This window comes from Micromonospora sp. NPDC048907 (assembly GCF_055586885.1).
Genome location: NZ_JBVJHI010000005.1, coordinates 315568 through 342374, shown reverse-complemented (window position 1 = coordinate 342374; position 26807 = coordinate 315568). Strand labels below are relative to the sequence as shown.

Annotated in this window: 20 protein-coding genes; 12 read left to right on the top strand and 8 right to left on the bottom strand. The window is 71.9% G+C overall.

Annotated elements, in window-relative coordinates; translation table 11 throughout:
• Nucleotides 1-48 precede the first annotated feature (48 nt).
• Nucleotides 49-891 (bottom strand): aldo/keto reductase, encoded by an 843-nt coding sequence (locus tag ACZ6PY_RS19630; protein ID WP_466074089.1) that lies wholly within the window; start codon nt 889-891, stop codon nt 49-51.
• A 240-nt stretch (nt 892-1131) separates the two neighbouring features.
• Between ACZ6PY_RS19630 and ACZ6PY_RS19625 the strand changes: the two genes are divergently transcribed.
• The 3 genes from ACZ6PY_RS19625 (at nt 1132) to ACZ6PY_RS19615 (ending at nt 3102) form a co-directional block, all read left to right on the top strand.
• A complete protein-coding gene (locus ACZ6PY_RS19625; protein ID WP_466074087.1) occupies nt 1132-1713 on the top strand; it encodes a type 1 glutamine amidotransferase domain-containing protein in 582 nt (193 codons plus the stop codon).
• Nucleotides 1714-1733: 20 nt separating this feature from the next.
• A complete protein-coding gene (locus ACZ6PY_RS19620; protein WP_466074085.1) occupies nt 1734-1913 on the top strand; it encodes a hypothetical protein in 180 nt (59 codons plus the stop codon).
• Nucleotides 1914-2289: 376 nt separating this feature from the next.
• Nucleotides 2290-3102 carry a mechanosensitive ion channel family protein gene (locus ACZ6PY_RS19615; protein WP_466074083.1) on the top strand — a complete coding sequence of 271 codons (813 nt, stop codon included), beginning with the start codon at nt 2290-2292 and terminating at the stop codon, nt 3100-3102.
• A 143-nt stretch (nt 3103-3245) separates the two neighbouring features.
• On the opposite strand, the gene ACZ6PY_RS19610 is transcribed toward ACZ6PY_RS19615, so the two are convergent.
• Complete coding sequence (locus ACZ6PY_RS19610) at nt 3246-4379, bottom strand: hypothetical protein (RefSeq protein WP_466074081.1); 1134 nt, start codon at nt 4377-4379, stop codon at nt 3246-3248.
• Between the two features lie 446 nt (nt 4380-4825).
• Nucleotides 4826-5983 carry a glutathione-independent formaldehyde dehydrogenase gene (locus ACZ6PY_RS19605; RefSeq protein ID WP_466074079.1) on the bottom strand — a complete coding sequence of 386 codons (1158 nt, stop codon included), beginning with the start codon at nt 5981-5983 and terminating at the stop codon, nt 4826-4828.
• Between the two features lie 722 nt (nt 5984-6705).
• Between ACZ6PY_RS19605 and ACZ6PY_RS19600 the strand changes: the two genes are divergently transcribed.
• Both ACZ6PY_RS19600 and ACZ6PY_RS19595 read left to right on the top strand, forming a co-directional pair.
• Nucleotides 6706-7053 (top strand): hypothetical protein, encoded by a 348-nt coding sequence (locus ACZ6PY_RS19600; protein ID WP_466074077.1) that lies wholly within the window; start codon nt 6706-6708, stop codon nt 7051-7053.
• Nucleotides 7050-8225 (top strand): zinc-dependent alcohol dehydrogenase, encoded by a 1176-nt coding sequence (locus tag ACZ6PY_RS19595; protein WP_466074075.1) that lies wholly within the window; start codon nt 7050-7052, stop codon nt 8223-8225. Before ACZ6PY_RS19600 ends, ACZ6PY_RS19595 begins: the two co-directional genes overlap by 4 nt.
• Before the next feature lie 40 nt (nt 8226-8265).
• On the opposite strand, the gene ACZ6PY_RS19590 is transcribed toward ACZ6PY_RS19595, so the two are convergent.
• Nucleotides 8266-10674, bottom strand: coding sequence for a beta-galactosidase (locus ACZ6PY_RS19590; RefSeq protein WP_466074073.1), 2409 nt, complete (start codon nt 10672-10674; stop codon nt 8266-8268).
• Between the two features lie 117 nt (nt 10675-10791).
• On the opposite strand from ACZ6PY_RS19590, the gene ACZ6PY_RS19585 reads away from it, so the two are divergent.
• From ACZ6PY_RS19585 to ACZ6PY_RS19565, 5 genes are all read left to right on the top strand, one after another.
• The gene (locus ACZ6PY_RS19585; protein ID WP_466074072.1) at nt 10792-11823 is read left to right on the top strand and encodes a LacI family DNA-binding transcriptional regulator; all 1032 of its coding nucleotides are present in this window, start codon (nt 10792-10794) and stop codon (nt 11821-11823) included.
• Complete coding sequence (locus ACZ6PY_RS19580; protein WP_466074071.1) at nt 11820-13493, top strand: ABC transporter substrate-binding protein; 1674 nt, start codon at nt 11820-11822, stop codon at nt 13491-13493. The genes ACZ6PY_RS19585 and ACZ6PY_RS19580 overlap by 4 nt, the downstream gene beginning before the upstream one ends.
• Nucleotides 13494-13558: 65 nt before the next feature.
• Entirely contained in the window at nt 13559-14554 is a 996-nt protein-coding gene (locus ACZ6PY_RS19575) for an ABC transporter permease (RefSeq protein ID WP_466074069.1), read from the top strand.
• A gap of 22 nt (nt 14555-14576) precedes the next feature.
• Nucleotides 14577-15506, top strand: coding sequence for an ABC transporter permease (locus ACZ6PY_RS19570; RefSeq protein WP_466074067.1), 930 nt, complete (start codon nt 14577-14579; stop codon nt 15504-15506).
• 1 nt (nt 15507) lies between these two features.
• Nucleotides 15508-17388 (top strand): ABC transporter ATP-binding protein, encoded by a 1881-nt coding sequence (locus ACZ6PY_RS19565; protein WP_466074065.1) that lies wholly within the window; start codon nt 15508-15510, stop codon nt 17386-17388.
• A 94-nt stretch (nt 17389-17482) separates the two neighbouring features.
• Here the strand turns inward: ACZ6PY_RS19565 and ACZ6PY_RS19560 are convergent, their stop codons facing one another.
• From ACZ6PY_RS19560 to ACZ6PY_RS19545, 4 genes are all read right to left on the bottom strand, one after another.
• Entirely contained in the window at nt 17483-19024 is a 1542-nt protein-coding gene (locus ACZ6PY_RS19560; protein WP_466074064.1) for an alpha-amylase family glycosyl hydrolase, read from the bottom strand.
• A complete protein-coding gene (locus tag ACZ6PY_RS19555; protein ID WP_466074062.1) occupies nt 19021-20811 on the bottom strand; it encodes a GH39 family glycosyl hydrolase in 1791 nt (596 codons plus the stop codon). The genes ACZ6PY_RS19560 and ACZ6PY_RS19555 overlap by 4 nt, the downstream gene beginning before the upstream one ends.
• A gap of 2 nt (nt 20812-20813) precedes the next feature.
• The gene (locus tag ACZ6PY_RS19550) at nt 20814-22670 is read right to left on the bottom strand and encodes a GH39 family glycosyl hydrolase (protein ID WP_466074060.1); all 1857 of its coding nucleotides are present in this window, start codon (nt 22668-22670) and stop codon (nt 20814-20816) included.
• A 371-nt stretch (nt 22671-23041) separates the two neighbouring features.
• Entirely contained in the window at nt 23042-23881 is an 840-nt protein-coding gene (locus ACZ6PY_RS19545) for an NAD(P)H-binding protein (RefSeq protein ID WP_466074058.1), read from the bottom strand.
• A gap of 130 nt (nt 23882-24011) precedes the next feature.
• Between ACZ6PY_RS19545 and ACZ6PY_RS19540 the strand changes: the two genes are divergently transcribed.
• Both ACZ6PY_RS19540 and ACZ6PY_RS19535 read left to right on the top strand, forming a co-directional pair.
• Nucleotides 24012-24944 (top strand): AraC family transcriptional regulator, encoded by a 933-nt coding sequence (locus ACZ6PY_RS19540; RefSeq protein WP_466074056.1) that lies wholly within the window; start codon nt 24012-24014, stop codon nt 24942-24944.
• Nucleotides 24945-25490: 546 nt separating this feature from the next.
• Nucleotides 25491-26804: a lipopolysaccharide biosynthesis protein gene (locus ACZ6PY_RS19535; RefSeq protein ID WP_466074054.1), complete on the top strand. Its 1314-nt coding sequence runs from the start codon at nt 25491-25493 to the stop codon at nt 26802-26804.
• The last annotated feature ends 3 nt before the right edge of the window (nt 26805-26807 follow it).

The window sequence follows — 26807 nt, the reverse complement described above, 5'->3', positions numbered from 1 at the left end:
GGATCGCGCCGACGTGGACCGGCGCCGTCCGCCGAGAAGGTGGGTTAGCTACAACATCTCCAGCGGTTGCGGGCCGGCCGGCGGCGGGAACGCCGTGTCCAGTGCCGCCAGGTCCTCCTCAGTCAGATGCAGGCCGCGCGCTTCCGCGTTCTCGCGGGTGTGTTCGGGCTTGGACGACCGGGGGATGGCTGCAACCCTCTCCTGCCGCAGCAGCCAGGCCAGCGCCACCTGAGCGGCCGTGGCCCCGTGCCGGGCGGCGACCTCCGCGACCTGGGGGTGGCCGAGCAGCCGGCCCTGCTCGATCGGCGAGTACGCCATCACCGGGATTCGGTGCTCCCGTAGCCACGGCAGCAGGTCGTACTCGGGACCGCGGCGGGTGAGGTTGTACAGGATCTGATTGGTCGCGCAGGAGTTCCCGCCCGCCTCGAAGAGCTCCGTCATGTCGGAAAGGTCGAAGTTGCTCACGCCCCACTGCCCGATGTCACCGGCGTCGACGAGTTCGGCGAACGCCTCGATCGTCTCCGCGAGTGGATGCGTGCCGCGCCAGTGCAACAGGTAGAGGTCGATGTGGTCGACGCCGAGTCGTTGCAGGCTGCGGCGGCAGGCCTGCACGGTTCCCCGTCGGCTCGCGTTGGACGGCAGCACCTTGTCGACCAGAAAGACGTCGCCGCGTCGTCCGACGATCGCCTCGCCGACGAGTTCCTCGGAAGCGCCGTCACCGTACATCTCGGCAGTGTCGATCATGGTCATGCCCAGGTCGAGCCCGGCGCGTAGGGCGGCCATCTCGTCCTGCCGCCTCGTGGGTTGCTCGCCCAGGTACCAGGTTCCCTGGCCGAGCACGGGCATCGTCTGGCCGGACGGCAGATCGATCGCGTTGGCAGCGAGGGTCATGTCATCCTTCCGGAAACCTGGGTAGCAGTGGGTTGTCTGCGTTACCCGCCGCGATAGGCAGCACACCTCGTAGCGCGACCCTTTCCTGCGCCGGCCCTCGTTGTGCGTCGGGCATGTGGCCGGACTGTCCGCCCTCGAGCGGCGTTCGCCGGCCTGTTTCCCGGTGCCCGCACCGGGAAGGCGACCGCGAGCGAACGATGCGCCGCCGACGGGGCGACGCCCGAGGGGAAGGCCGCAGAAATGGCGCAGAGCCAGCAGCCGCTGACCGGCAAGCGAGTCGCTTGCCTCGCCGCCGACGGGGTGGAGGACGTGGAGTACACCCAGTCCCGGGCCGCCGCGGAACAGGCGGGGGCCGAGGTCCACCTGATCTCGTTGAAATCCGGCGAGATCCAGTCCATGAACCAGGACATCAATCCGGCCAACCACTATCGGGTGGACCGGACCGTGAACGAGGCCAATGCGGCCGACTACGACGCCCTGCTGCTGCCGGGCGGAACGGTCAACCCCGACCGGCTCCGGATGAACCAGCAGGCGATGGACTTCGTCCGGGCGTTCTTCCAGCAACAGAAGCCGGTGGCAGCGATCTGCCACGGCCCCTGGTCGTTGGTCGAGACTGGGATGGTCAACGGCCGGACCGTCACCTCGTTCCCCAGCCTGCGCACCGACATCCGCAACGCCGGCGGGAACTGGGTGGACCAACAGGTGCAGGTCGACAACGGCCTGGTCACCAGCCGCAGCCCCAGCGACCTCCCGGCCTTCTGCGCGAAGATGGTCGAGGAGTTCGCCGAGGGTAAACACGTCCGCCAGATGGCGACAGCCTGACCGATGGGGCTCCAGGCCGGGTGGATCAGCCCGCCCTGAGCCCCGCCGCGGACCTCTTCGCCGACCGGCGCGGCCGGCGTGTCCTGGTCCTGCTCTCCTTCGTCGCCGGGATCGTCTCCCTGGTGTTGATCACCAACGGCCGCTACCGGCTGGTGCGGGTGACCGCCGCGCTCGCGGTCGCAGTCGTGCTCCGCTCCTGAGCGGGGCCTAGTACCCGATCCTGCTGCCAGCCGATCTCACCGTGGCCGAGGCGGCCGGCGGTCCCAGCGCGCTCGCCACCGTGCTCGCCGTCCTCGTCGTCGGAGCGTTGCTCCTATGCCTCCCTGCTCTGGCTGTTCGGTATTTTGCAGGGCGCCAAGCCGGCAACGGTGAAGCCGCCGCCGGGCGGCTGACGCGCGCCCGGTCAGCGGTCGTTTGGCGATGTTCGCCGCCAACCACCGGACCGGATGGCAACCTGGGCACGTGGAGTGGGCAGGGACCTGGGCGAAGGCGGCATCGGGATCACGGTGAGCGGCTTCTGATGCGATCGGCCTGATCCTGATCACCTTCCGGCCGGTACGCCTCTTCGGCATCTCCGTGCTGACCTCGGCGGGGGTGGTCGGCGCAGTGATCGGCCTGTCCGCCCGAACCGCGCTCGGCAACGCGTTCGCCGGCGTCCAGGTCGCCTTCGCCGACGGGCTGCACGTCGGCGACGTGCTGGTGGTGGACGGCGAATGGGGCCGAGTCGAAGAGGTGAAGCTGACCAACGTGGTGATCCGGCTCTGGGACGAGCGGATGCTTATCCTGCCGACCACGTACTTCACTGAGCGGCCGTTTCAGAACTGGACCCGGAACGAGTCGCGGGTGGTCGGCAAGATTCAGATCCATGTCGACCACACCGCCGACCTGGACGACCTGCGTCGGGAGGCGCGCCGGCTGGTTGAGTCGTCGCCGCTGTGGGATCGCGGCCAGTGGGTGCTCCAGATGGTTGACTCCACCCCCTCAGGCGGTGGTCATCCAGGTGCAGGCATCGACCGCGGATGGTGCCAGCGCCTGGGATCTGCGCTGCGACCTGCGCGAGGGACTGATCAGCTACCTGCGCGACCACCATCCGCAGTGGCTGCCCCGCACCCGCAGCCAGTACCAACCCTGACCGGCGGTTCCGACGGGCTGCCCGTGCCGATGACTGCCCGTCTTCGTGATCGAGGACGGTTGAGCAGCAATCGGTGGCGCGTCGCCGCTCCAATCCACGCGCAGCCGGACCCGCCTGACAGCGCTGATCCGCGACTCACCGAGGACAACTACCGCTACCTGCACGACACCCATGGGCTGCCGCGCGAAATGGACGGGATGCGGTGCCTACGGACCGGGCGCGCAGCACTACCGCGGGCAGTCACCCGCACGAGGTGAGTGCCTTCACCGAGGTCCTCCTGCGACTCCCACGGGAACGGCTGGCCGGCACCGTCAGCATCGACGCCCGCATCGTCACGCCGATCGGCGTGCGTCGCGTGACCCAGTCCCTCAGGGGTTCGGTCGTGAGTCGCGGCATGCGCTCACTTATCCCCCTGCGGTGGGGCTGCGCTTTCCCTCTCGTCCCGCCAGCCGCCGGGTTCGGGGTGGTAGCCGTAGGCGGCCGCCCGCACCGTTTCCTCGTTCTCCAGCCCGGAGCCGATCGCGCCGCCGACGGTGGCCAGCGAGCTGGTGATCCAGGCGAGCGTCAGGTAGTCGGTGAAATCGACCGGCCGCTGCAAGGTCTGTTCCAGCACGGATGTGTCGATCAGCAGCGCCCCGACGAGCGCCGTTCCGGCGAACAGCGCCAGGTAGGACACGGCCGTGGCCAGAGTGAGGGTGAGGATCGTACCCAGGTTGAACAGCCGGGCCAGCTCAGCGGGTGTCTCCCGGTCTGGTTTCTGCCACAGGTCATGCGCGATGATCAGCCAGGCGATCAACGCGGTCAGCCCAAGTAGCATGATCACGGCGAGCCGGAGTCCTCCGAGGGCATTGCCCATTTGCCAGATGGTGTCCGTGGTGAGCGCGAACGCGGTCGTGCCGAACGCGCCGACCAGCAGCTTGGACAGGCCCAGCAGGGCGCGCCCCGGGCGGTTGGCTCGGACCATGCCGGTCAACAGCCGCCCCCGGCCGATGAGCCGCGAGGCGACGAAGCCCAGTTCCCCGGTGTCGGCCTCGCCGACGACCCGGTGGACGGCGGGAATCCGGCTTGCCATCTCGGCCGGTGCCCAGCCGGCCGGCGGCACCCGCTGGTCGGAAGCGTCGGTGAGCAGTCGGCTCACCAGATCCGGAAGGGCCGCGCGGGCCGCTCGCAGCTGGGGTAGTCCCAGCGCGGGCAGGGACACCATCGCGACCCGGCGCCGAGCGGAGGTCTGCGCGACCAGCGGCACCCGCTCGGCGTGCAGCGGCAGGTCGGTCAGGCAGATCGCGATGTCCCACCGGTCGTTGGTGCGCCGTTGGGCAGCATCGTCGAGCAGCGCCTCCACCCCCGCGTCGCGGCGCGGCGCCACCTCACCCCAGCCCTCCCTGACGGTCCACCGCACGTCCGAGTCCACCCGCTCGGCGAGCCGGCCGGCCAGCTCGGCGGTGAGCCGCGCGGCCACCCGGGCCGGGTGGTCCGGCGGGGTCGCCACCAGTCCGACGACGATCTCCGGGCGGTGCTGCTCACTGTGCGTCATCGGTGCTCCTCACCGATAGCCGGGGCTCTTCGCCGCCATCGCCGCCATCGCCGCCATCGGCGCCGTCGTGAGCTCTTCAACCGTCATGGTGCTTCCCTCTCGGTGTCGGCACCGAGGTGTACCCGCCACCCCGGTCGGGGCGAGTGGCCGGACTCGGCGGGATTGCTCCTGTGGTTCAGCCAGTTCACCGCGAGGTAGAGGTACGACGTGACGTGGGCCAGGTAGACCGGCCGGCGGGTGAGTCGCGCGTGCAGCAGCACACCGGCGGTACCTCAGGGTGCGCAGGTCGAGCACGCCGCCGCGCGCCTCGACCCGCTCCCACCAGTCCGCGAACGCGTCGAGCGCCCCGGCCAGAACCCGTATTGAGGCGATGTCCACAACGTACCGAGGATCGCGCCTTTGCCGCCCCGCGTCCACCCCGCTACCAGCGAGCGGCGGCTGTCGTACTAGCGCCGACCGTCAGGGTGCAGCAGGACCTTGGTCCAGCCGTCGTTGCGAGCATCGAAGTTCTGGTACCCCGTTGGCGCCTCGTCCAAGGTGAGTTCGTGGGACACCAGGAACGAGGGCTCCGCCTTGTGTGACTCGATGAGGTTCATCAGCTGCCGGTTGTAGGCCTTCACGTTGCACTGCCCGGTGCCCATGCTCTGTCCCTTGAACCAGAACATGCCGTAGTCGAAAGGCGTCTTGCCCTGTTTCTGCAGCGGATCCGGCGACCCGGGGTCCTGCGGGACGTATACGCCGACCACGCCGATCGTGCCGCCGAACCGCACGGAGTGCACGAGGTTGTTCAACGTCAGTGCCGCCTTCTCCTGGCCCTGCGGTTCGTGCGCCTGGTAACCGACGGCCTCGCAGCCGCGGTCCGCGCCCATCCCGCCGGTCTGCTCCAGGATCTGGTCCACCGGTGATGCCTTCGAATCGTCGATCGGGATCGCGCCGATCTGCTCCGCCAGGCGCAGCCGGTCCGGATGGCGGTCGACCACCATCACCTTGTTGGCACCCTTGATGATCGAGGAGTAGGCGGCGAGCAGGCCGACCGGCCCGGCGCCGTAGACCGCCACGTTGTCGCCGGGCCGCACGCAGGCGAGCTCGGTGGCGTGCCAGCCGGTCGGGAAGATGTCCGACAGCATCACGTAGTCGCGTTGACGCTGCATGTCCGCTGCGTCCGGCGGGAGAACCAGACAGTTGAAGTCCGCCCACGGCACCCGCAGCAACTCCGCCTGACCGCCGCTGTAAGGACCCATGTCCGCGTAGCCGTAGGCCGCGCCGGCCATGCCGGGCGCCGGGTTGGCCACCAGGCAGAACGCGGTCAGCCCCTGGTTGCAGTTGGCGCAGGACCCGCACGAGACGTTGAACGGCATGCACACCATGTCGCCGACCTTGACCAGATCGACCCCTTCGCCGATCTCGATGACCTCACCCATGTTCTCGTGCCCGAGCACCCGGCCGGGCTCCATGTCCGTGCGTCCGTCGTACATGTGAAGGTCGGACCCGCAGATGTTCGTCGTCGTGATTCGGACCAGGGCATCCGTCGGTCTCTCGATTCTCGCGTCCGGCACCTCCTTGACGCTGACCGTCTTCGGTCCCTCGTACACGACTGCCTTCATCTACTACCCCCGCGTGAAGATTCGCCCTACCGCGGCTCCAAGACCGCCCGGCAGTTGAATTCTTGCAATCCGCTTCGCCCGCCACCTCATGATTCGCGCTATCGGTTCGGCTGCGAGGAACCGGTTCACGCGGGCCGCGGCGGGTAGCCAACGGCCCCGAGTGGGCCGTGACCAAGTCCACGACCACGGCGGCCGCCAGCGCGGCCACCACGATCGACGCGGCACGCATCAGAGGCGTCCAACGTGATCCGGATGCCGCTCCTCCTCGAGTCGCGATCGCATTTCCCGCCGTTCAGGGTGTCATCCGATCGGGTGGCAGGCGGCGGATATCGGGTTGCCAGACAGCCGTGACCGATGCGCCGCGACAGCGAGGATCTTCTCGCGGTCGTGGATCGCGTTGTTCGTGGCTCGGCTGTTCGTCGGGCGGCGACATCCGTCGCCCGCGGCGTCGTGCACGTACCACCGCTCCTTGCGGCGTGTGGGAATCCCCAGCGTGACAATGTGTCGATATGGCAGGGTTCGTCCGTGACGGAGCCGTCGGGCGGGCAGATGCGGCGACGGGTGGGGTCGACTCGGGGGCGTACATGAAGGCATTGGTCAAGGCGGGGGTCATCGTGGTCGGGGGGTTGGCCCTCCGCAGGCTCCTGCTTCCGTCGGGCCGTAAAGGGCCCTGGCAGCGGGCCCCGTTGATGCGGCGCGAACCGCGCTGGCACGTGGTGACCGTGAACCCGACACGCGACGAGCTGACCCCGGACTCGCCACTTCCTGAGCCACTGGCCGGTCTCGGTGACGCCGTGGACGTGCAGATCCGCCGCGCCGCGGCTGACCGCGGCATCGAGCTGGCGGTACGGCTGCGTGACGGTGCCCAGTCGCCGGTGACCGCGGGAGCCAGGCGGTTCGCGGGTCGCGATCCCAACCAGGCGATCCGGGCCGCACTGCGCGAGGCGAAGCAGTTGCTGGAGACCGGCGAGGTGCTGCACCCCGATTCTCCACCCACCACCCAGACGACGGCGGTCAACAAACCGCTGCAGATGGCGACGCGGCAGGGTCGCCGGGAGGGGCGACTGTGAAGGCACTGTTGTGGCAAGGCGTCAACGAACTGTCGGTGGGCGAGGTTCCGGACCCGACGATGCGCAACGAGCAGGACGCCATCATCCGCGTGCGCAAGACGGTGACGTGCGGCTCCGACCTGCACCTGCTGGGTGGGTACATCCCGTTCATGGAACGGGGGGACGTCCTCGGGCACGAGTTCCTGGGCGAGGTGGTCGAGGTCGGCCCGCAGGTGCGTAAGCACAAGGTGGGCGACCGGGTGGTGGTCTGCTCGTTCGTCTCGTGCGGCCGCTGCTGGTACTGCCAGCAGCAGCAGTACTCCTTGTGCGACAACGGCAACACCAACCCCGCGATCACCGAGAACGTCTGGGGCTTCGCACCCGGCGGCTGCTACGGCTACTCGCACGCGCTCGGCGGCTTCGCGGGCAGCCACGCCGAGTACATCCGCGTCCCGTACGCCGACCAGGGGGCCTTCGCCGTCCCGGACGGGGTGAGCGACGAGCGTGCTCTCTTCGCCTCCGATGCCGCCCCAACCGGCTGGATGGGCGCGGACCTCGGTGGCGTCAAGGCCGGTGACGTGGTCGCGGTGTGGGGCGCGGGCGGGGTGGGCCAGATGGCCGCACGCGCGGCGGTCCTGCTCGGCGCGGAGCGGGTGATCATCATCGACCGTTTCGTGAATCGGCTGCAGATGGCGGAGAAGTACCTGGGCGTGGAGACGCTCAACTACCAGACCCAGGACGTCGGCGGTGAACTGCTGGAACGCAGCGGCGGGCGCGGGCCCGACGTGTGCATCGAGGCGGTGGGGATGGAGTCCCACAGCACCGGACCGCAGTACCTGTACGACCAGGTCAAACAGCAGCTGCGCCTGGAATCGGACCGCCCCATCGCCGCCCGGGAGGCCATCTACCACTGCCGCAAGGGCGGGAGCGTGTTCCTGCTCGGCGTCTACGCGAACCTTGTCGACAAGTTCCCACTCGGGGCGCTGATGAACAAGGGCCTCACCCTGCGCGGCGCCCAACAGCACGGGCACCGCTACATCCCGATGTTGCTCGAACGGATGGCACGCGGCGAACTGGTCACCGAACACCTCGCGACGCACACCATGCCACTCGACGAGGCGCCACAGGGATACAACATGTTCAAGAACAAGCTCGACGGCTGCGTACGCGCCGTCTTCGAGCCCGCCCGATGACCGGTGCGCGGGGTCGTGTGTCGCGCTCCGGGGCCCACCCTCAGGCCACGCTGATCCGTACCGGCTCGTCGTCGGGCCTGCCGGGAATCCGCACGGTCACCCGCCCCTGCGCGCCGTGCACGCTGCCGCGGCTCGCGGTGACCGGCCGGTCGGTGGCCAGCACCACCTCGTCGTCGCCCTGGGTGGGGCGCAGCAGCACGGTGTTCCCGTCGCGGGACACCAGTTCGCAGGTGGTCTCCACCAGCGTGGCGGCGCCGACCCGGATCCCGTACGGCAGGATCAGCCCGGTGCGGGCGGGCACTCGCAGCCGCCGGCCGGCCAGCACCGGGACGCCCTGCCAGCCGAGCGTGACTGTCACCGCGGACGGTGCCACGTTGACCAGGTGCAGCAGCCGCTGACCGGCTGGGTCCACGGTGGAGGTGAGCACGAGACCGGGCCCGTCGGCGTCCGTGGCGAGCCGCGGACGCACTCCGAGCCGCGCCACCGCGGCGCGCCAGAAGTCCAGGTCGCAGGGCACGTCGGCGGCGATCACCAGCGCTCGTCCGGCGCCGACGGCGACCTCCACCGCGCACGGCTCGCCGGAGCCGACCTCGAGGAGCACGGGCTCGGCGGCGGCGCCAGCCAACCGCTGTGCGTAGCCGACCCGGGCCTCGGCCCGGCCTGCCGCCCAGCGCTGCCCGAGCACCGACGGGAACGACTGCGGCCCGTCGTGGACGCGGCCGGTGACGGTCAGCCCGAGCGCGTCGGCGAGCAGCGTGCACCGGGTGCCGTCGTGGTCCCGCTCCGGCAGGACGCCGTGCAGCAGTAGCCGACCGCCGCCGTGCAGGTGCTCGACCAGCCGCTGCTGCACCTCCCGCCCGAGCGTGGTGGCGCTGGCCAACGCGATGACCGGCGGCGTGTTCGCCGGCAGCGGCGACTGCAGGTCGACGGCCGGGAACGAGTGGCCGGCGAGCAGCAGCGCCCGGGCGAGCACGTCGCGCGGACCCATGCCGCGGAACCGTTCCAGGTCGGCGACCTGCGTGGCCCGCGACGCCGAGGCGGGGTGGTGGTATTCGGTCAGGTAGTGGTCGGGCACGAAGCCGAGCGCCAGGCCGTCGTTCTCCTCGTCGGAATCGGCGAGCAGGTCGGCGACCCCGCGCACGGCGTGCAGGGCGCGTCGGGCGGCGGCGTAGGTCGGGTTGAGCCGCCCCTCCGGGTCGACGGGCGCGGCGAATCCGTGCCGCTCGCCGGTGAACGCGATCCGGTCGTTGCCGTCGCCCACCGGCTCGGCCAGCGGCGGGTTGTATCCGCCCGCGAAGAGGTAGAGGTTGAGCAGCCGGTTGCCCTGCGCCACGCAGAGCCGGGTCTTCAGCTCGATCGCCTCCGGCGGGTAGAGCGTGGACAGGTCCTGGCCGTAGTCGCCGTTGCCGGCCTCGAACTCCAGCGACATCGGCGGCTGGTCGGCGTCGTGCACGGCGGCCAGGAAGGCGTTGCTGACGTACAGGTCGGCGACGTTGGTGACGGTGAGGTCGCCGAGGTAGTAGTCCGAGCCGGAGGTGAGCTGCGGCTGACCCCGGTAGGACTCGAAGAGCTGGCTGATGCCGATCGGGAAGGTCCGGCCCCGCCCGCCCCCGGTGCCGTGCACGTTGATCAGGAACGGCACTCCGGTGACCCCGTGCCGTTCGGCGGACTCGCGCAGCGCGAGCACGTACCGCCGGTACCGGTCGCGCATGTAGCGGCCCAGATCGTCGTGGACCGTCAGCGACCGCGCCTCGGCCGGGGTGCGCAGCGCCGCCGCCCAGGCGTCGGGGTCACCCGGGTCGGCGCCGATGCGCGCGGCCGCGGCGTCCTTGCCGTACCGGTCGACGGCCCAGCGCCGCAGGTCCTCGCAGACGACGTCGGTGAGGTCGGGGGAGTTGGTCACCCAGGACAGCATTCCGATCTCGTTGTCGAGTTGGACGCCGATCACCGGTCCGCCGCGGTCGGCGAGTCGCTCGGCGATCACCGGCATCACCTGGGCGTACCAGTCCTCGGCCGCGGCCAGGAACTCCGGGGCCAGGTAGTCGATGGTCCGGGTCTCGACGGTTCGGCCGTCCCAGGTGGTCGGCAGCAGGTGCGGGTGCTCGTCGTACAACCGGTAGGGGATGCCCTCGTTCTTGATCTCGGCCATGATGAACGGGCCGGGCCGGACCAGCGCGTACAGGCCCTTGTCGTGGGCGAGGTCCAGGAAGCCGGCGAGGTCGCGCTGCTCGTGGGTACGACCGGTCAGGTCCACGCTGCGGTCGGGCAGCTCGTGCCAGAGCCAGGGCACGTAGGTCGCCACGGTGTCGCCTCCGCACTCCCGCAGCCGGTCGAGGCGGTCCGCCCACTCGGCCCGGGGCAGCCGGAAGTAGTGCACCTCCCCGGCGAGCAGCAGGCGGGGGCGACCGTCGACGACGATCCTGCGGTCCTGGAGAAGAACGCGCGACATGCGGGGTGACTCTTCCTCTCGGCGGATCTTCAGGCGGTCCCACTTGTGATCTGGCGGGTGCCTGCTTATGGTGCCTGAAACCGGTTACCGTCACGCACGTTACGGATAGAGGAAGCCATGGGCAACAGTCGGGTCACGGTTCGGGAGATCGCCCGGCTCGCCGGAGTCTCGGTCGCCACGGTGTCCCGGGTCTCCAACGGCACCGGTCAGGTGTCGGAGGAGATGCGCCGCCGCGTCCTGGCGGCCATCGAGGAGCACGGCTACCGGCCGGACCACCTCGGTCGGGCGCTCGCGGCGGGCCGGCACGGCGCGCTCGGCCTGGTCTTCCCCGGCCTGTCCGGCCCGTACTTCACCGAACTGATCCAGGGCTTCGAGTCGGAGGCCGTCCCGGCCCGGGCCAGCGTGCACATCCTCTGCACGCACCTGCGCGAGGACTCCGACGACCAGGTGCTGGAGATGGCCCGCCGGGTCGACGGCATCGCCGTCATCGGCGGCACCATCTCCGACCCGGCGCTGCTCCGGCTCGCCGCGACGGTGCCGGTCGTCGTCCTGGCCGGCCGGGGCCCCGACGCGGTCTCCTCGGTCAGCGTCGACAACGCCCCGGCCATGACCCGGCTGACCCGACACCTGCTGGTCGACCACGGCCTGCGCGAGCTGGGCTTCGTCGGCAACCCGGACGGCTCGCCCGACGTGAGCGAGCGGTGGGCCGGCTTCCGGGCGGCATACCAGGAACTGGGCCGCACCCCGCCGGCCGAGCCGGTCCGGGTCGCCATGCAGCAGCCCGACGGCGTCCTGGCCGCCGAACGGCTGCTCGTCGACGGCGCGGCGCCGCAGGCGGTGGTCTGCGCCAACGACGAGATCGCCATCGGCGTCCTCGTCGGGGCCCTCGGCCGGGGGCTGCGCGTGCCCGAGGACCTCGTCATCACCGGTTTCGACGACGCGCCCATGGCCGCGCTCGTCTCCCCGTCGCTGACCACCGTGCGGCAACCGATCCGGGACCTGGCCGCCGAGGCCGCCCGGCAGATCCTCACCGCCGCCGGCGACCCCCACGCCGCGGCGCCCGAGAGCATCGTCCTCCCCACCGAGTTCGTCGTGCGTCGCAGCTGCGGCTGCCCGGCGGAACCCCCCACTGGAGGTACCGGCAAGTGAAACGATCGAGACTGGCCCGGATCGCCGCGGTCGCCGCGGCCGTCGCCCTGGCGACCGCCGGGTGCACCGGTACGGAGCAGAAGTCCGGCCCCGGCACCGACGGCCGGATCGCCTACCTCGACTACGGCGACTTCGGCGGCGGCAGCAACCCGCAGGCCAACTACAACCCGTACCTGGACGCCAGCCGGCTCGGCGCCACCGAGTACGTCTTCGAGCAGTTGATCACCTACGACAACTACGGCTGCCAGGCCAAGCCCTGGCTCGCCACCGAATGGACCTGGACCGACCCGAAGACGCTGGTCTGGAAGCTGCGCCGGGGCGTGAAGTGGAACGACGGCAAGCCGTTCTCGGCCGACGACGTCGCCTTCACCTACGACATGCTCAAGCAGCACAAGGCGCTCGACACCAAGGGCATCTGGCGGTACCTGGGCGCGGTCGAGGCGACCGACCCGCAGACCGTCACGATGCGGTTCGCCCAGCCCGGCGCGGCGGCGTTCACGCTGTTCAGCGAGATCAAGATCGTGCCCAAGCACGTCTGGTCCACCGTGGGTGACCCGGTGACCTTCCCCAACGCGGAGAAGCCGGTCGGCACGGGACCCTTCACCGTCAAGGCCTTCAACCCCCAGCAGCTCACGCTCGGCCGCAACGCCGACTACTGGCAGGCCGACAAGGTCAAGGTCGACGAGCTGCGGTTCCACAAGGCCGACGGTGGCGGGCAGATCGACCAGCTCAAGCTCAGCCGCGGCGAGTACGACACCAACGCGATGTTCGTGCCGGACATCAAGAAGGCGTACGTCGACCGGGACCCCGAGCACAACAAGTACTGGTTCCCCTCCGGCGGCTCGATCAGCGTCTACATGAACCTGACCAAGGCGCCGTTCAACGACACCGCCTTCCGCAAGGCCCTGGTGCCCGCGTTCAACCGCCAGGAGATCGTCGACAAGGCGCAGCTCGGCTACGTCAAGCCGGCCAGCCAGACCGGCCTGGTGGTCCCCGGGCAGGCCGAGTGGCTGCCCAAGGACATCCCCAACCAGGGCGTGGCCGGCTACGACGCGGCCCGGGCCGACGCCGAGCTGACCGCCGCCGGCTACCCGAAGAACGGCGCCGGCAAGCGGGTCGGCAAGGACGGCAAGCCCATCGCCTTCAGCTTCCGGGTCCCCGGCGCCTGGACCGACTGGGTGCAGGCGCAGCGCATCATCGTGGCGAACCTGAACGCGCTCGGGTTCACCGTCCGGGCCGAGACGCCCACCCCCGAGGCGTACGAGAACGACCGGGCGATCGGCAACTACGACATGCTGCTCGGTGTGCACGGTGGAAGCTGCAACATGTTCCGCAACTTCCAGGAGCCGCTGGCCAGCGACCAGTCCGCGCCGATCGGCAAGAAGGCGGTCAGCAACTTCGTCCGCTGGAACGATCCGCGCACCGACCAGTTGATCGACACCCTGCGCACCGCCACCGACGAGGCGGGCCAGAAGGCCGCCGTCGCCGACCTGACCCGGGTCATGACCGAGCAGGTCCCGATGATCCCGCTCTGGTACGGCGCCAAGTGGTTCCAGTACCGCACCGCGAAGGCCACCGGCTGGCCCAGCGAGGAGAACCCCTACGCCGCGCCCAGCGACAACCTGCTCATCATCACCAACCTGCGGCCCGCCGGAACCAACGCCAAGTAAGCCGATGGCCGGCCGGCGCGCACCCCGCACGCCGGCCGGCCCGTCCCCCGGAAGGGAGGGTCCCGGTGGCCTACTTCGCCCGACGCTTCGTCTTCTTCCTCGGCACCCTGTGGGCCGCCGTCACGCTGAACTTCCTGATCCCGCGGCTGCAACCCGGCGACCCGGCCGAGGCCATCGTCTCCCGGCTCGCGGGGCAGAGCGAGAGCGTCGACCCCGCCCAGGTGCAGGCCGTCCGGATCATGCTCGGCGCCCCCGACGGCAACCTCTTCGAGCAGTACCTGCAGTACCTCGGCGCGGTGCTGCACGGCGACTTCGGGGTGTCCTACACCTACTTCCCCTACAGCGTCACCCACATGATCGGCCAGGCCCTGCCGTGGACGGTGATCCTGGTCGGGGTCACCCAGATCATCTCCTTCATCGTCGGCACGCTGCTGGGCACCTGGGCCGCGTACCGTCGCAACAGCCGGGTCGACTCGGTCATCACCCTCGGTTCGACGTTCATCGGCACGCTGCCGTTCTTCTGGCTCGCCCTGCTGCTCATCTACGTCTTCGCGATCACCCTGCGCTGGTTTCCCGAGCGGGGCGGCTACGGCGGCGGCAGCAGTCCCGGCTGGAGCTGGATCTTCATCTCCGACGCCTTCCAGCACAGCGTGCTGCCCGCCGTCGCGCTGCTGATCACCGGCCCGATCGGCTGGATCATCGGCATGCGCAACAACATGGTGCAGAGCCTCGGCGAGGACCACGCCCGTCTCGCCGTCGCCCGCGGCCTTCCCCGGCGGCGCATCGCCCTCACCTACGGCGCCCGGATCGCGATCCTGCCCAACGTCACCGGCTTCGCCATCGCGCTGGGCAGCGTCCTGGGCGGCACGGTCCTCGTCGAGACGGTCTTCAACTACCCGGGCATGGGCCGCCTGCTGCTGGAATCCGTGTCCAGCCGGGACTACCCGCTGATGCAGGCGATCTTCCTGTTCACCACCGTCGGCGTGCTGGTGGCCAACTTCCTCGCCGACCTCCTCTACGGGTTCCTCGACCCCCGGGTGCGAAAGGCGGAGACGGCATGACCGCGCGGACCAGGGAGCTGTCATGAGCACACCCGCTCCGGCCGTACCGGCCCCGGGCCGGGACACCGAGGGCCTGCAGACCACCGCCACCGAGCTGGCCCGGCGCAGCCGGCTGCCCGGCTGGTTCGTCATCCTGTGGCGCAACCGGAAGTGCCGCGCCGGCCTGCTGCTGCTCGCCGCCTTCATCCTGGTCGCGATCTTCGCCCCGCTGATCGCGCCGTACGGCCCGCGCGACGACGACTTCCCCACCTCACTCGGCCCGACCGGCAGCCACTGGCTCGGCACCACGGCGCAGGGCGAGGACGTCTTCTCCCAACTCGTCGTCGGCGCCCGCACCTCGCTGATCGTCGGACTCGCCGCCGGGCTGCTCTCCACGCTGATCGCGCTGGTCATCGGGCTGACCGCCGGGTATCTGCAGGGCTGGGTCGACGAGGTGCTCTCCTTCCTGATCAACCTCGGCCTGGTGGTGCCGGCGCTGCCGCTGATGGTGACGCTGGCCGCGTACGCGCCGGTCCGTGGTCTGTGGCTGATCATCTTCGTGATCAGCGTGACCGGCTGGGCGTACGGCGCCCGGATCAAGCGCTCGCAGATCATCACCCTGCGCACCCGCGACTACATCACCGCGGCCCGGTTCGCCGGCGACGGCACCGCCCGGATCATCGCCCGCGAGATCGTGCCCAACATGACCTCGCTGATCGTGGTCGGCTTCATGGGCGCGGCGCTCGGCGCGATCGGCGGCGAGGCCGGCCTGGCCTTCCTGGGGCTCGGCGATCCGCAGACGGTCAGCTGGGGCACCATGCTCAACCAGGCCAGCCTCGGCGGCGCCCTGCTCACCGGCCAGTGGGCCTGGCTGATCGCCCCCGGCCTCGCGCTGTCGCTGCTGATCACCTCGTTCACCCTGATCAACTTCGGTATCGACGCGCTGAGCAACCCGCACCTCCGGGAGGATTGACATGGCCCTGCTCGAGGTGCAGAACCTCTCCGTCACCTACACCCCGCGCGACCAGCCGGCCAACCGTGCCGTGCACGACGTCTCCTTCAGCATCGACGAGGGCGAGTTCGTCGGGTTGCTGGGGGAGTCCGGCTGCGGCAAGTCGACGCTGGGCAACGCCGTCCTGCGGCTGCTCTCCCCACCGGCGCGGATCAGCGGCGGGCGGGTCACCTTCGACGGCGTCGAGCTGACCGCCGCCACCGAGGACCAGTTGCGCGAGCTGCGCTGGACGAACCTGTCAACGGTCTTCCAGAGCAGCATGAACTCGCTCAACCCGGTGATCCGGGTGCAGGCGCAGTTCGCCGACACCTTCGCCGCGCACAAGATTCCCGGTGACGTCACCGCCCGGGCCACCGAGCTGCTCGACCTGGTCTCGCTGGATTCCCGGGTGCTCAAGGCGTACCCGCACGAACTCTCCGGCGGCATGAAGCAGCGGGTGGCGCTGGCCCTGGCGCTGGCCCTGCGCCCCAAGCTGGTGCTGCTCGACGAGCCGACCACCGGGCTCGACGTGGTCGTGCAGCGCAGCATCCTCACCCGGCTGGCCGAACTGCGCCGCGAGTTGGGCTTCGCCGTGCTGTTCATCAGCCACGACCTCGGCACGGTGCTGGAGATGGCCGACCGGGTGATGGTGATGTACGGCGGCGAGATCGTCGAGAACCGCGCGGCGGCCGGCATGCTGCGCGAGCCACGGCACCCGTACACCCGGGGCCTGCTCGGCTCGTACGCCGACCCGCGCCTGCCCGACGTGCAGGTCACCTACATCCCGGGCCGGCCACCGGACCTGTCCCGCCCGCAGGCCGGCTGCCTGTTCACCCCACGGTGCCCGCACGCCGAGGACGCCTGCCGCCAGGTCCATCCCGAATTGCTGCCCGACCACGGCGGGCTGGTCCGCTGCCTGGTGGCCCAGGAGAACCGGCTGCCCGTGGTGCGGCTCGGCGCGGCGGACGCCGCCGCCACGATCGGCAGCCACTTCCCGGCCACCGGCGCCCTCACCGACCCGAGCGACACCACCGACGCGGCGGCCGAGGCCGTCCTGTCCGTCGACCGGGTCACCAAGCGCTACACCAGCCGGCGTGGGCTGCGCACCAGCACCGTCGAGGCGGTGCGTGACGTGTCGTTCACGCTGCACCCCGGCCGGGTCACCGCCCTGGTCGGGCAGAGCGGCAGCGGCAAGTCCACGATCGCCCGCCTGATCACCGGCGTCGAACGTCCCACCACCGGCGAGGTGCGCTTCAGCGGGGTACGGGGCGCGGAGATCCGGGTGGACCGGCTGCGCGGACGGGGGCTGACCGACTACCGCCGGCACGTGCAGATGGTCTTCCAGGACCCGTTCAGCGCGTTGAACCCGACCCGGACGGTGGCGTACGCCCTGTCCCGCCCGCTGGTCAACTTCGCCGGGCTGCGCGGCGCCGCTATCCGGGAACGCGCGGCGCAACTGCTGGAGAGCGTCGGACTCTCCCCAGCCGGACAGTTCCTCGACAAGCTGCCGCACCAGCTCTCCGGCGGGCAGCGCCAGCGGGTGGTGACCGCCCGCGCGCTCGCCCCCGACCCGCGGGTGCTCATCGCCGACGAGCCGATCTCCATGCTGGACGTCTCGATCCGCGCCGAGATCCTGGAGCTGCTCGGCGAGCTGGTCCGCAACCGGCGGCTCGCGATGCTCTACATCACCCACGACCTGCTCAGCGCCCGCCTGCTCGCCGACGAGGTGCTGGTGCTCAACCAGGGGGTGCTGGTGGAGCGCGGCCCGACCCGGGAGGTGATCGGCGCGGCCCGCGACGACTACACCCGGCTGCTGCTCGACTCGATCCCCAACCCCTTCGCCGCCAAGGCCGCCCGCTCGTAGCAACGTCGGGTCCGCCGCCACCGGCGGCGGACCCGACGTCCGGTTGAGGTCGGCCGCATCCTGGTCCGCAGTTCGGGCACTTGTGCGGGAACGGTCAGGTGAGCCAGGCGGCCGACCGGGCGGGCAGCGTCGGGCCGTCGACCGGCGCGCTGGCGAGCAGCACCGACCCGTACGGTCGCGTGTCGATCGCCGCGTCACCCAGGTTGACCAGGCAGGTGGGGCCGTCGGCGCCCCGCCGGAACGCCAGACAGTCCGGCGGGCTGTCCAGCCACGCCACCTCCGCCGGGCGGCCCCGCCAGCAGCGCCCGCGCAGCCGCACCGCCGCCCGGGTCAGCGCCAGCGCCGACGTCGGATCGTCGGTCTGCCGGGCCACCGAGAAGCGACCCCAGCCGGCCGGCTGCGGCAGCCACGGCGTCGACCCGTCCGGCCCGAAGCCGTACGGCGCGGGGCTGTCAATCCACGGCAGCGGCACCCGGGCGCCGTCGCGGCCCCGCTCCTCGCCGCCGGAGCGGCGGAACACCGGATCGCGGATCTCGTCGTCGGCCAGCGCCACCTCGGGCAGGCCCAGCTCGTCACCGGCGTAGAGGTACACGGCGCCCGGCAGCGCCAGCATCACCAGCAGCATGGCCCGGGCGCCGTCGGGGCCCCACCGCTGCGCCGCCCGGCTCACGTCGTGGCTGCCGTGCACCCAGGCGGGCAGCCGGCCGTGCCGGGTGGTGGCCGCGAGCAGCGCGTCCACCCCCGCCCGCCAGGGCTCCGGCCGCAGCGGCCAGTAGAGCGGGTCCATGGCGAAGGCCTGCCCCAACTCGTCCGGGCGCAGGTACGGCCCGATCACCTCCGGCCCGCCCCAGGTCTCGGCCACGCCGAGCCGGTCACCCGGATACGCGGCGAGCTGCCGCGCCCACCGGCGGTAGATCTCGTGCACCTCGTCGCGGTCGCTGTACGGCGACGGGTCACCGGCCTGCCAGCCGGCGGGCAGCTCCGGATAGGCCGGGTCCTTGACGAGCGAGCCCGCGGCGTCGAAGCGCACCCCGTCGACGCCACGGTCCAGCCAGAACCGCAGCGTCGCCGCCGCGTCCGCGGCCACCTCAGGATGCTCGTGCCGCAGGTCGGGCTGCTCGATGTCGAACAGGTGCAGGTACCACTCGCCGTCGCCGAACGGCGCCCACGCCGGTCCGCCGAAGATGGACCGCCAGCCGTTCGGCGGCAGCTCCCCGGCGACGCCCCGGCCGCGCCGGACGTGGAACCGGTCCCGCTCCGGCGCGCCGGGGCCGGCCGCGCGGGCCGCGGTGAACCACGGATGGGCGCTGGAGACATGGTTGAGGACCAGGTCGACCACCACCCGCAGGCCGAGCCGGTGGGCGTCGGCGACGAGCCCGTCCAGCTCGGCGAGCGTACCCATGCGGGGGTCGACGGCGCGGTGGTCGGACACGTCGTAGCCGCCGTCATGGTCCGGGCTCGGGTAGAACGGGGTCAGCCAGACCGCGTCGACGCCCAGGACGGCCAGGTAGGGCAGCCGGGACCGCGCGCCGGCCAGGTCGCCGAGGCCGTCGCCGTCGGCGTCGGCGAACGAGCGCAGATAGACCTCGTAGGTGACGGCTTCGCGCCACCACGGCCCAGTGTCGGTCCTGCTCATCGCGGGGTCAGCTCCAGCAGGGACATCGACGGCATGGGCAGGGTCACCGACAGCCCGACGGTGCCGCGATCCGGCGCGAGGGTCACCGGTGGGGTCGCGTCGGCGAGACGGTCGGCGGCCCGCAGCGCGGCCCACTGCTCGCCGGTCGGCCACCCGTCGACGCCGAGCCGACGCGCGGTGGCGGCGAGGTTCGACGTCTGCTCGTCCAGCCGCCGGTGCCGCACCTCGTACGCGCCGTGCGGCAGCCCGTCAATGCGCAACCGCACCGCCCGCGCCAGCCGGGCGCGCTGGTCGGACCGGTCGAGCACGCCCTGGTCCAGGGTGCCGTTCCAGAGCACGACGGCGACCCGGCCGGTGTCCGGGTCCAGCGACGGCCACGCCCGGACCAGGGCGCCCGCGCCGTCACCGGTGAGCCGGGCGGCGAGCTGCACCGCGGCGAGCCGCTCCAGCATCCACAGCGCCCAGAACCGGGGCTTGGCCAGGCCACCCACCGAGAGCAGCCCGAACCCGCCGTGCAGCAGCGCGGGCGGCCGGCCCAGTTCCTCGAAGTGGTCGCTGGCCACCCAGCAGGCGAGCGACGCCACCCGGCCGGCCGCCTCCTGCATCCCGGTCGCCACGAAGGCCGCCGAGAGGACCGAATCGTTGACCGGTGCGAAGTGGGTGGGGGAGGGGCCCCACTCGGTCCAGCGCAGCGGCGTGCCCGCCCGGCCGTGCCGGGCCAGCGCCGGGCGCAGGTCCAGCGGCGGGCTGCCGTAGACGTGGGTGGACAGGAAGTCCAGCGCGGCGCCGGAGCCGTCGAGGTGGTCCAGGAACGGCTCGATCCACTTCGTCGCGGCGGTCGCCGGCCCGCCGACCGGCAGGCCGGGGCAGGCCTCCCGCACGGCGCGGGCGGTGACGTCGTACATCCGCAGGTAGTCCTCCCGGCTGCCGGTCCAGAAGCAGTCCAGGTCGGGCTCGTTCCACACCTCGACCGCCCAGCGGCGCAGCTCGGCGTCGCCGACACGGGCGCGCAGGTGCCGGATCAGGTCACCGACCAGCGCCGCCCAGCGGTCCCAGTCCCGCGGCGGGCTGGACACGCCCGCGGCGGTGACCACCCGGGACGGGTCACGGGCCAGCGCCCGAGGCGTGAACGACAGCTCCAGCACCGGCCGCAGCCCGGTCGGGGCCAGCGCGTCCAGCACCGCGTCGATGCCGGTGAAGTCGTGCACCGGGCGGCCGTCGACCTCGCGGTAGACGCCGAGGTCGTCGCCGAGGATGCCGTGCGCCCGGACCCGCTGGACCCCCAGCTCGCGGTGCACCCGCCCGAGCGCGGCGGCGAGCCCCGCGCCCATCTCCTCGCCGCCGACCCGGTCGGTGCTGAGCAGCAGGCTCAGGTGCTCGGAGCCGATCATGTCCCGCCACGGGCGGTGCACCGGCCCGAGCGGGCCACCGGCGTCGACGCTCACCTCGACCAGGCCGTCGCCGTCGGCCCGCGCGGCGACCGGCGCGGACGGCGGTCCGAGGGGCGCCTCGCCGGACCGGTCCGCGTCGAACACCGGGCGCACCGCGTACCGCACGCTCCGCCCGGGCTCGACGGAGGTGTCCGCGTACGGCGGGCCGGGCACCGCCAGCAGGTCACCGCCGCGGTGGTCGACCACCCGGTACGGGCCGTCGCCGTCGGCGCGGTGCACCAGGTAGCCCACGGCGCCGGGCACCGGGTCCCAGTCGACGCTCACCTGACCGCGCCCGGCCCGCGCCCGCGCCCCGGGCGACCCGTCGCCAGCGGACGCTTCGAAGGGGACGGTCACGCTCAACTCCCGGCGACCTCGATCAACACCGCCCCGGGCTGGGGCAGGTGCAGCTCCACGACCGCGGCGCCGGCCCGCGCGCGGGTGTCGACCTTCTCGACCGGCAGGGAGTCGACGGCGCGCAACGCGTCCCACTGCTCCTCGGTGGGCCAGTCGGCCACGCCGAGCTGCGCGGCCAGCGTGGTGACGTCGCCGTGCTCGCGGTCGAGCCGGGTCACCGTCACCGTCCGGCCGGCGGCGCCCTCGACGGCCAGCCGGATCCGCCGGGCCAGCGCCGGATCGCCGTCACGCTTGGACTGGTCGAGGGTGGAGGCCCACACCAGGATGGCGAGGCTGCCGTCGGCGCGCCGGCTGGCCCAGCTCTGCACCAGCCCGCCGGCGCCGTCTCCGGAAGCCTGGACGCTCAGCTCGGTCTCGCCCAGCTGGGCGAGCATCCGCAGCGCGTGGTAGCGGGGCTTGGCGATGCCGCCGACGGTGATCAGACCGAAGCCGCCGTGCAGCAGCCGGGGCGGGCGGCCCAACTCCTCGAAGTGGTCGCTGGCCACCCAGTAGGACAGCGCCTCGACCCGGCCGGCGGCCGAGCGCATCCCGCTGAGCAGGAAGGTCGCCGCCGAGGTGCCGTCGTTGACCGGGTGGAAGTGGGTGGGCGTGACGCCCCACTCGGTCCACAGGATCCGCGCGTCGGGAAAGCCCAGCCGGCGCAGGGTCGGGCGCAGGTCCAGCGGCGGGCTGCCGTAGGTGTGGGTGGAGACGAAGTCGACCGGAGCGCCCGAGCGGTTGGCGTGCTCCAGCAACGCGTCCACCCAGCCGGCGGCGGCCGACGACGGGCCACCGACGGGAATCCGCGGGTCGACGTCCTTGACCGCCTTGGCGGTGACGTCGTAGAGCCGCATCCACTCCTCCCGGGTGCCGGACCAGAACACCTCCAGGTTGGCCTCGTTCCACACCTCGAAGTCCCAGGTCAGCACCGTCTCGCCGTACCGCTCCAGCAGGTGCGCGACGAGTGCCCGGACCAGCTCGGCCCAGCGGTCCCAGTCCTTGGGCGGGGAGATGACGCCGCGGTACTCGAAGACCGTCCGTTCGGGGTCGCTGGCCAGGTCGCGGGGCATGAAACCGATCTCGACCACCGGCCGCAGGCCGATGGACAGGACCAGGTCGTAGACCCGGTCGACCCCGGTGAAGTCGATCACCGGCGCGCCGTCGACCTCGCGGTAGACGGCCAGGTCGTCGTGCAGGATCGAGTGCGCGCGGACCGTCTCCACGCCGATCTCCTGCCGGATGCGGCGCAGCGCGGCCAGCAACTCGCTGCCGATCTCCCGGCCGCCGGAGGTGTCCGTGCAGAGCAGCTGGGACAGCCGCTCGCTGCCGATCATCGGCTGCCACGGCCGGGGCAGCGGCACGCCCTCGTCGGCGGCGTCGACCCGCAGGGCGACGGTCGGCACGGTGCCGTCGGCCGGCAGCGCGGCGGCGTGGACCCGGGCGCTGAGCGGACCGGTCACGGTGACCTCGGGAACCGCGGCCACCGCGTAGGCGTACGACGTGCCGGGCTCGCCGGTGGTGTCGACGTACCAGGTGTCGGGCACCGAGAGGACGTCGCCGCCGAGGTGGTCGATCGGGGTGAGCTCACCGGCGGTTTCGCCGTCGCGCAGCGGTGCGCGGTGCACCAGGTAGCCGACCGCACCGGAGACCGGCGACCAGGACAGCCGGACGTGGCCGACCCCGGCGGTGGCCGTCAGGTCACCGGGCGGGGCGAGCAGCGGGATCCCGCTCGTCGTGCCCTCCTCGTCGCTGCGCAGCGCGATCCGGGCCTCCCAGTCGGATCGGGCGTCTGCCGGCTGGTGGTCGCTGATGCTCGTCACCGGGGCACCTCCAGGGTTCGTGTGGTCCGGTCCGAGCACTGTAACCGGTTTCTGCGGCGGTTGCGCCGGGGGCACGGCGGCTTTTTTGCGTAAGCGCACCGGTCCACCTGGGTCGATCTCGGGGTGTGGCCGAGCGAAGTGGGTCGATGGCGGTCGAGGTGTGTCGGCGGTACCGGGAACCAGTCGACGTGCTGCCGGCCACAGCCAGGACCGTGCTGATGTTGGTGACGGTGTACGGCGGATTCGCCCTGCGATTTGGGCTCGCGGCCGTCAACCCGGACGACAGCAACCTGGTCGATCATTACCGCGACTCCGTGTCCGCGGTTGCGTGGCCTGCACCTCACGCGGTGGGAGTACCTGCGGATGAGGTGTCAACGGGCGAAGACCTCTGTGGCGTATGCCTGCAAGCTGCGCGGCAGGTTGCCGGTGAGCCGCTGGACGTCGTCGGTGACCGGCGCGAAGACGCCAGCTCTGACCAGTTCGAACAGGTGCATCATGTGGTCGACCCAGGCATCGGGGCGGCCGGACCTGGCGAAGTGCGCCCGGTGTTCGGCGAGGTTCGCGTCGACATGCCGGATGGGCCGGCCGGAGGCCCGGCCCAGCACCTCCGCCACGTGGCTGAAGGTCACCGCCTCCGAGCCCGTCAGCGTGTAGCCCCGCTTGTGGTGTCCGTCCTGGCTCAGGACGATGACGGCGGCGTCGGCAACGTCCCGGGCGTCGACAAAGCTGACCACCCGGTCGCCACTGCCGGCGTACAACTCGTCATCCTCGCGGAGCGCCCTGGCGTACACCCCCTCGTCCTCGTCGAAGTTCTGCATGAGCCAGTTCGGCCGCAGGATGGTCCATTCCTTCCCCGCGTTCTGCACCGCCAGTTCCACGGCGTGACGCGGCGTGTCCTCCGGCGAGCGGTCGACGCCCATCGCCGACATGAGCACCACGCGCCGGGCGTGCGGGGCGGAGGCGATCAGCCGGGAGATGATGCTGCTGGCATTGTCGGCGCTGTCCAAGCCCTTGACGAACAGCGTGTCGGCGTTGCCGAGCGCCGCGGACCAGGTCGTCGGGTCGTACCAGTCGAAGCGCACCGGAATCACTCCGGGCGACGGCTCTCCGGGGTGACGGCTCGCGGCCCGTACGGGTATCCCGGCGGCGGCCAGGGCCGCCACCACCCGCCGGCCGGCCTTGCCCGTGGCACCCTCCACCCAGACGCTCATGTCGTTTCTCCACTTCTTCAGCGTTGGTCTGCAGTTGCGACGCTAGGCGGCAGCCGTGAGACGGACGATGGCTGAGGCGCTCGTGTAGTTGTCTGGACGTCTCGCCGATCAAGACGGATATCGTGAGCCCGTGGACGTGCTCGCGGACATCCTCACGGCCATGCGGGTCGGCGCGCCGGTCGCCGCGCACACCGAGGCGCACGCGCCCTGGGGGCTGCGCTTCGACCACGCCACCGCCGCCGCGTTCCACGTCGTCCTCCAGGGGTCGTGCTGGCTGACCCCACTGCCCGGCGGTGCCGACTTCGAGCCCGTCGCGCTCGGACCCGGCGATGTGGTGCTGCTCGGACGCGGCGCCACCCATGCGATCGTTTCGGCCCCGGACGTTCCGCTCGCCGACTTCTCACCGTCGCGCACGTCGGAGTCCGCGCCCTTCGGGCGGATGGTCGTGCCGGGGCAGGGCGCTCGGTCGACGATCGTGTGCGGCGCGTACCGGCTGCAACGGCACCGCCCGCACCCGCTCCTGCGGGACCTACCGGAAGTGATGCACCTGCCGGCGCTGCCGGGCCGGCACCGGGGCCTACGCGCGATGGTCGAACTGCTCGGCGACGAACTGGAAACCCAACCTCCCGGCGCGACCGCGGTTACGCCGTCGCTGGTCGACGCCCTGCTGGTGTACATGCTCCGCGCCTGGCTGGCGGACACCGCCGACGCGGACGGATGGCCGGCGGCTCTGTCCGATCCCGTGATCGCGCGAGCGCTGGCCGCCATCCACGCCGAACCCGCGCGCCCCTGGACCGTCGAGCAACTGGCCGTCACGGCGCGGCTGTCCCGTGCCGCGTTCGCCCGACGGTTCACCACGGTGGTCGGCGAGCCACCGCTGACGTACCTCACGCGCTGGCGGATGACCACCGCGGCACGGCTGCTGCGCGAGACCGACAAGACCCTGGACCAGTTGGCCGCCGCCATCGGGTACGGCTCCGCGTTCGCGTTCGCCAAGGCCTTCCGGCGCGAGTACGCCCGCACACCGGGTGACTACCGCCGCCGAGCTCGAGATCCTGGGTGACGTACTGCCGGCCGCGACCCCGCTGCACGCCCACCTCGCCGAACGGCCGCCTACGCGGCTCGCCTTCCGCCACGCCGGGGAGGACCTGCGCGAACTGCACACGTCGGCCACCGGTCCGCTCCAGCTCATCCGCCAGGCCGTCGAGGCCGCGGTTCCCGGCCGCGGCGCCGGGGGCGCGACCCTTGAGGAGGGCTGGGCTCGTGTCGGCGCACGCCTGGCCGCGATCCCCCGCGGCCCTGGTCGGGTACGCCCGCAGCCTCCTACTCGCCGCGGTGGCCGGCAATGTCCCGACGCGGCGCCAGGTGGAGCTCGTCACGCAGCGCCGCCGCAACTGGATCGACGCCACCGCAGCCGGTGAGGGCGAACGTGGCGGCGACGGCAGGGGCCACGAAGGTGTGTCGTAGTCGCATCGGTCGATGAAGCGCCTCCGCCGGGTACGCCGACCGCCGGACGGCCCGCCCGGCTGCCGGATCCGTGACGCACCCGATCTTGACCTGTCTCGTTGACCGAAGCAACGGCCAAACATGACCGGCGGGAAGGACAGCGGTGACGGCAGTAGGGCGGGACACCAGCCGGCCGAGCGCAACCACAGACCCTCGGCTGACCCACGGCGGCGGGCTTCGCACCACCGGGCTGCTCCTCGCCCCGCAGTTGGCCGCCGCCGCCGCGAGCCTGCTCATCAACGTCTTCGCCGCCCGCACCCTCGGCCCGGCGGGGCGAGGGCAGATCGCCCTGCTGTTGCAGATCGGCTACCTCACCAACCTGTGCGCCCAGGCCGGCACCGACCGCGCCTATCCGGTGCTCATCCCCCCGGGACGGACCGCGCTCACGGCCGTGGCCGACACGATGCGGCTGGTCGCCCCGACCGGGCTGCTCGTGCTCGCCGCCGCCGTGCCGGTCGTCGCAGTCGTCGGCGCCGACACCGGCGACAGCATCAAACTGACCGTGGCCGCTTTCGCGGTCGCGGCGGCGGCGATGGTCACGGGTGGGGCGGTACGCACTGCTGCCGCGGCGTCCGGCACCGCCGTCCCCTTCGCCGTCGGCGCGGTCGCCGGTCAGATGGTGCTGATCGCCGCCGCCTGCGCGTTGACGGTCGCCGACGTGGACTCGGCCGCCGGGTGGTTGGCCGCGTACGCCGCCGCCCTCGGCACCGCCCCCGCCCTGTCGTGGCTGATGCTGCGCCGCCACCGGAACTCCGGCGCACCGAGCCCGGCCGCCGACCTGCGGCAGGCCCGCCGGCTCGGCCTGCGGCTGCTCCCCGCCGGCCTCGCCAGCCTCGTCATGCTGCGCGCCGACCGGCTGATGCTGCCGTGGCTCGGCACCTACGAACAGCTCGGCCTCTACATCGTGGTCGCCACCGTCGCTGAGTTCGCCGTGTGGCCCGTCCAGTCGTGGGTGGACGCGCACGCCGCCCGCTGGCACCGGCAGCACCTCGCCGGCGCCCTCGACCGCACCCGACCGATGCTGGCCGCCTGCGGGTACGGGCTCGCAGCGGGGACCGTTCTGGTCGTCGCCGGCCGGCTGCTCATCCCCCCGGTGTTCGGCGACGACTACCGCCACTCCACCACCCTGCTCCTCCCTCTGGCCGCCGGCACCCTCGCCTACGCGATCAGCCGGGTCGCTGTCGGTCTCGGCGTCGCCACCGGCCGCGCCCGGTCCTCATTCATCGCCGACATCCCCGCCATGCTCGTCGCGGTCGCCGCGTACCTGCTGCTCATCCCCCGCTGGGGCGCGTACGGAGCGGCGCTCGGTTCGGCGATCGCCTACGCGGCCGGCGCGGTCCTCGCCGTCGCCGCCCTCGCCACTTCCCGACCCCAGCCGGCGCAGCCGGTGCTGCCCCAGCAGGCGGCGGCGCGGTGAGCA

Coding starts and splice junctions, on each gene's coding strand:
- ACZ6PY_RS19630 (WP_466074089.1), bottom strand. CDS start 891: ATGACCCTCGCTGCCAACGCGATCGATCTGCCGTCCGGCCAGACGATG.
- ACZ6PY_RS19625 (WP_466074087.1), top strand. CDS start 1,132: ATGGCGCAGAGCCAGCAGCCGCTGACCGGCAAGCGAGTCGCTTGCCTC.
- ACZ6PY_RS19610 (WP_466074081.1), bottom strand. CDS start 4,379: ATGACGCACAGTGAGCAGCACCGCCCGGAGATCGTCGTCGGACTGGTG.
- ACZ6PY_RS19605 (WP_466074079.1), bottom strand. CDS start 5,983: ATGAAGGCAGTCGTGTACGAGGGACCGAAGACGGTCAGCGTCAAGGAG.
- ACZ6PY_RS19590 (WP_466074073.1), bottom strand. CDS start 10,674: ATGTCGCGCGTTCTTCTCCAGGACCGCAGGATCGTCGTCGACGGTCGC.
- ACZ6PY_RS19585 (WP_466074072.1), top strand. CDS start 10,792: ATGGGCAACAGTCGGGTCACGGTTCGGGAGATCGCCCGGCTCGCCGGA.
- ACZ6PY_RS19570 (WP_466074067.1), top strand. CDS start 14,577: ATGAGCACACCCGCTCCGGCCGTACCGGCCCCGGGCCGGGACACCGAG.
- ACZ6PY_RS19565 (WP_466074065.1), top strand. CDS start 15,508: ATGGCCCTGCTCGAGGTGCAGAACCTCTCCGTCACCTACACCCCGCGC.
- ACZ6PY_RS19560 (WP_466074064.1), bottom strand. CDS start 19,024: ATGAGCAGGACCGACACTGGGCCGTGGTGGCGCGAAGCCGTCACCTAC.
- ACZ6PY_RS19545 (WP_466074058.1), bottom strand. CDS start 23,881: ATGAGCGTCTGGGTGGAGGGTGCCACGGGCAAGGCCGGCCGGCGGGTG.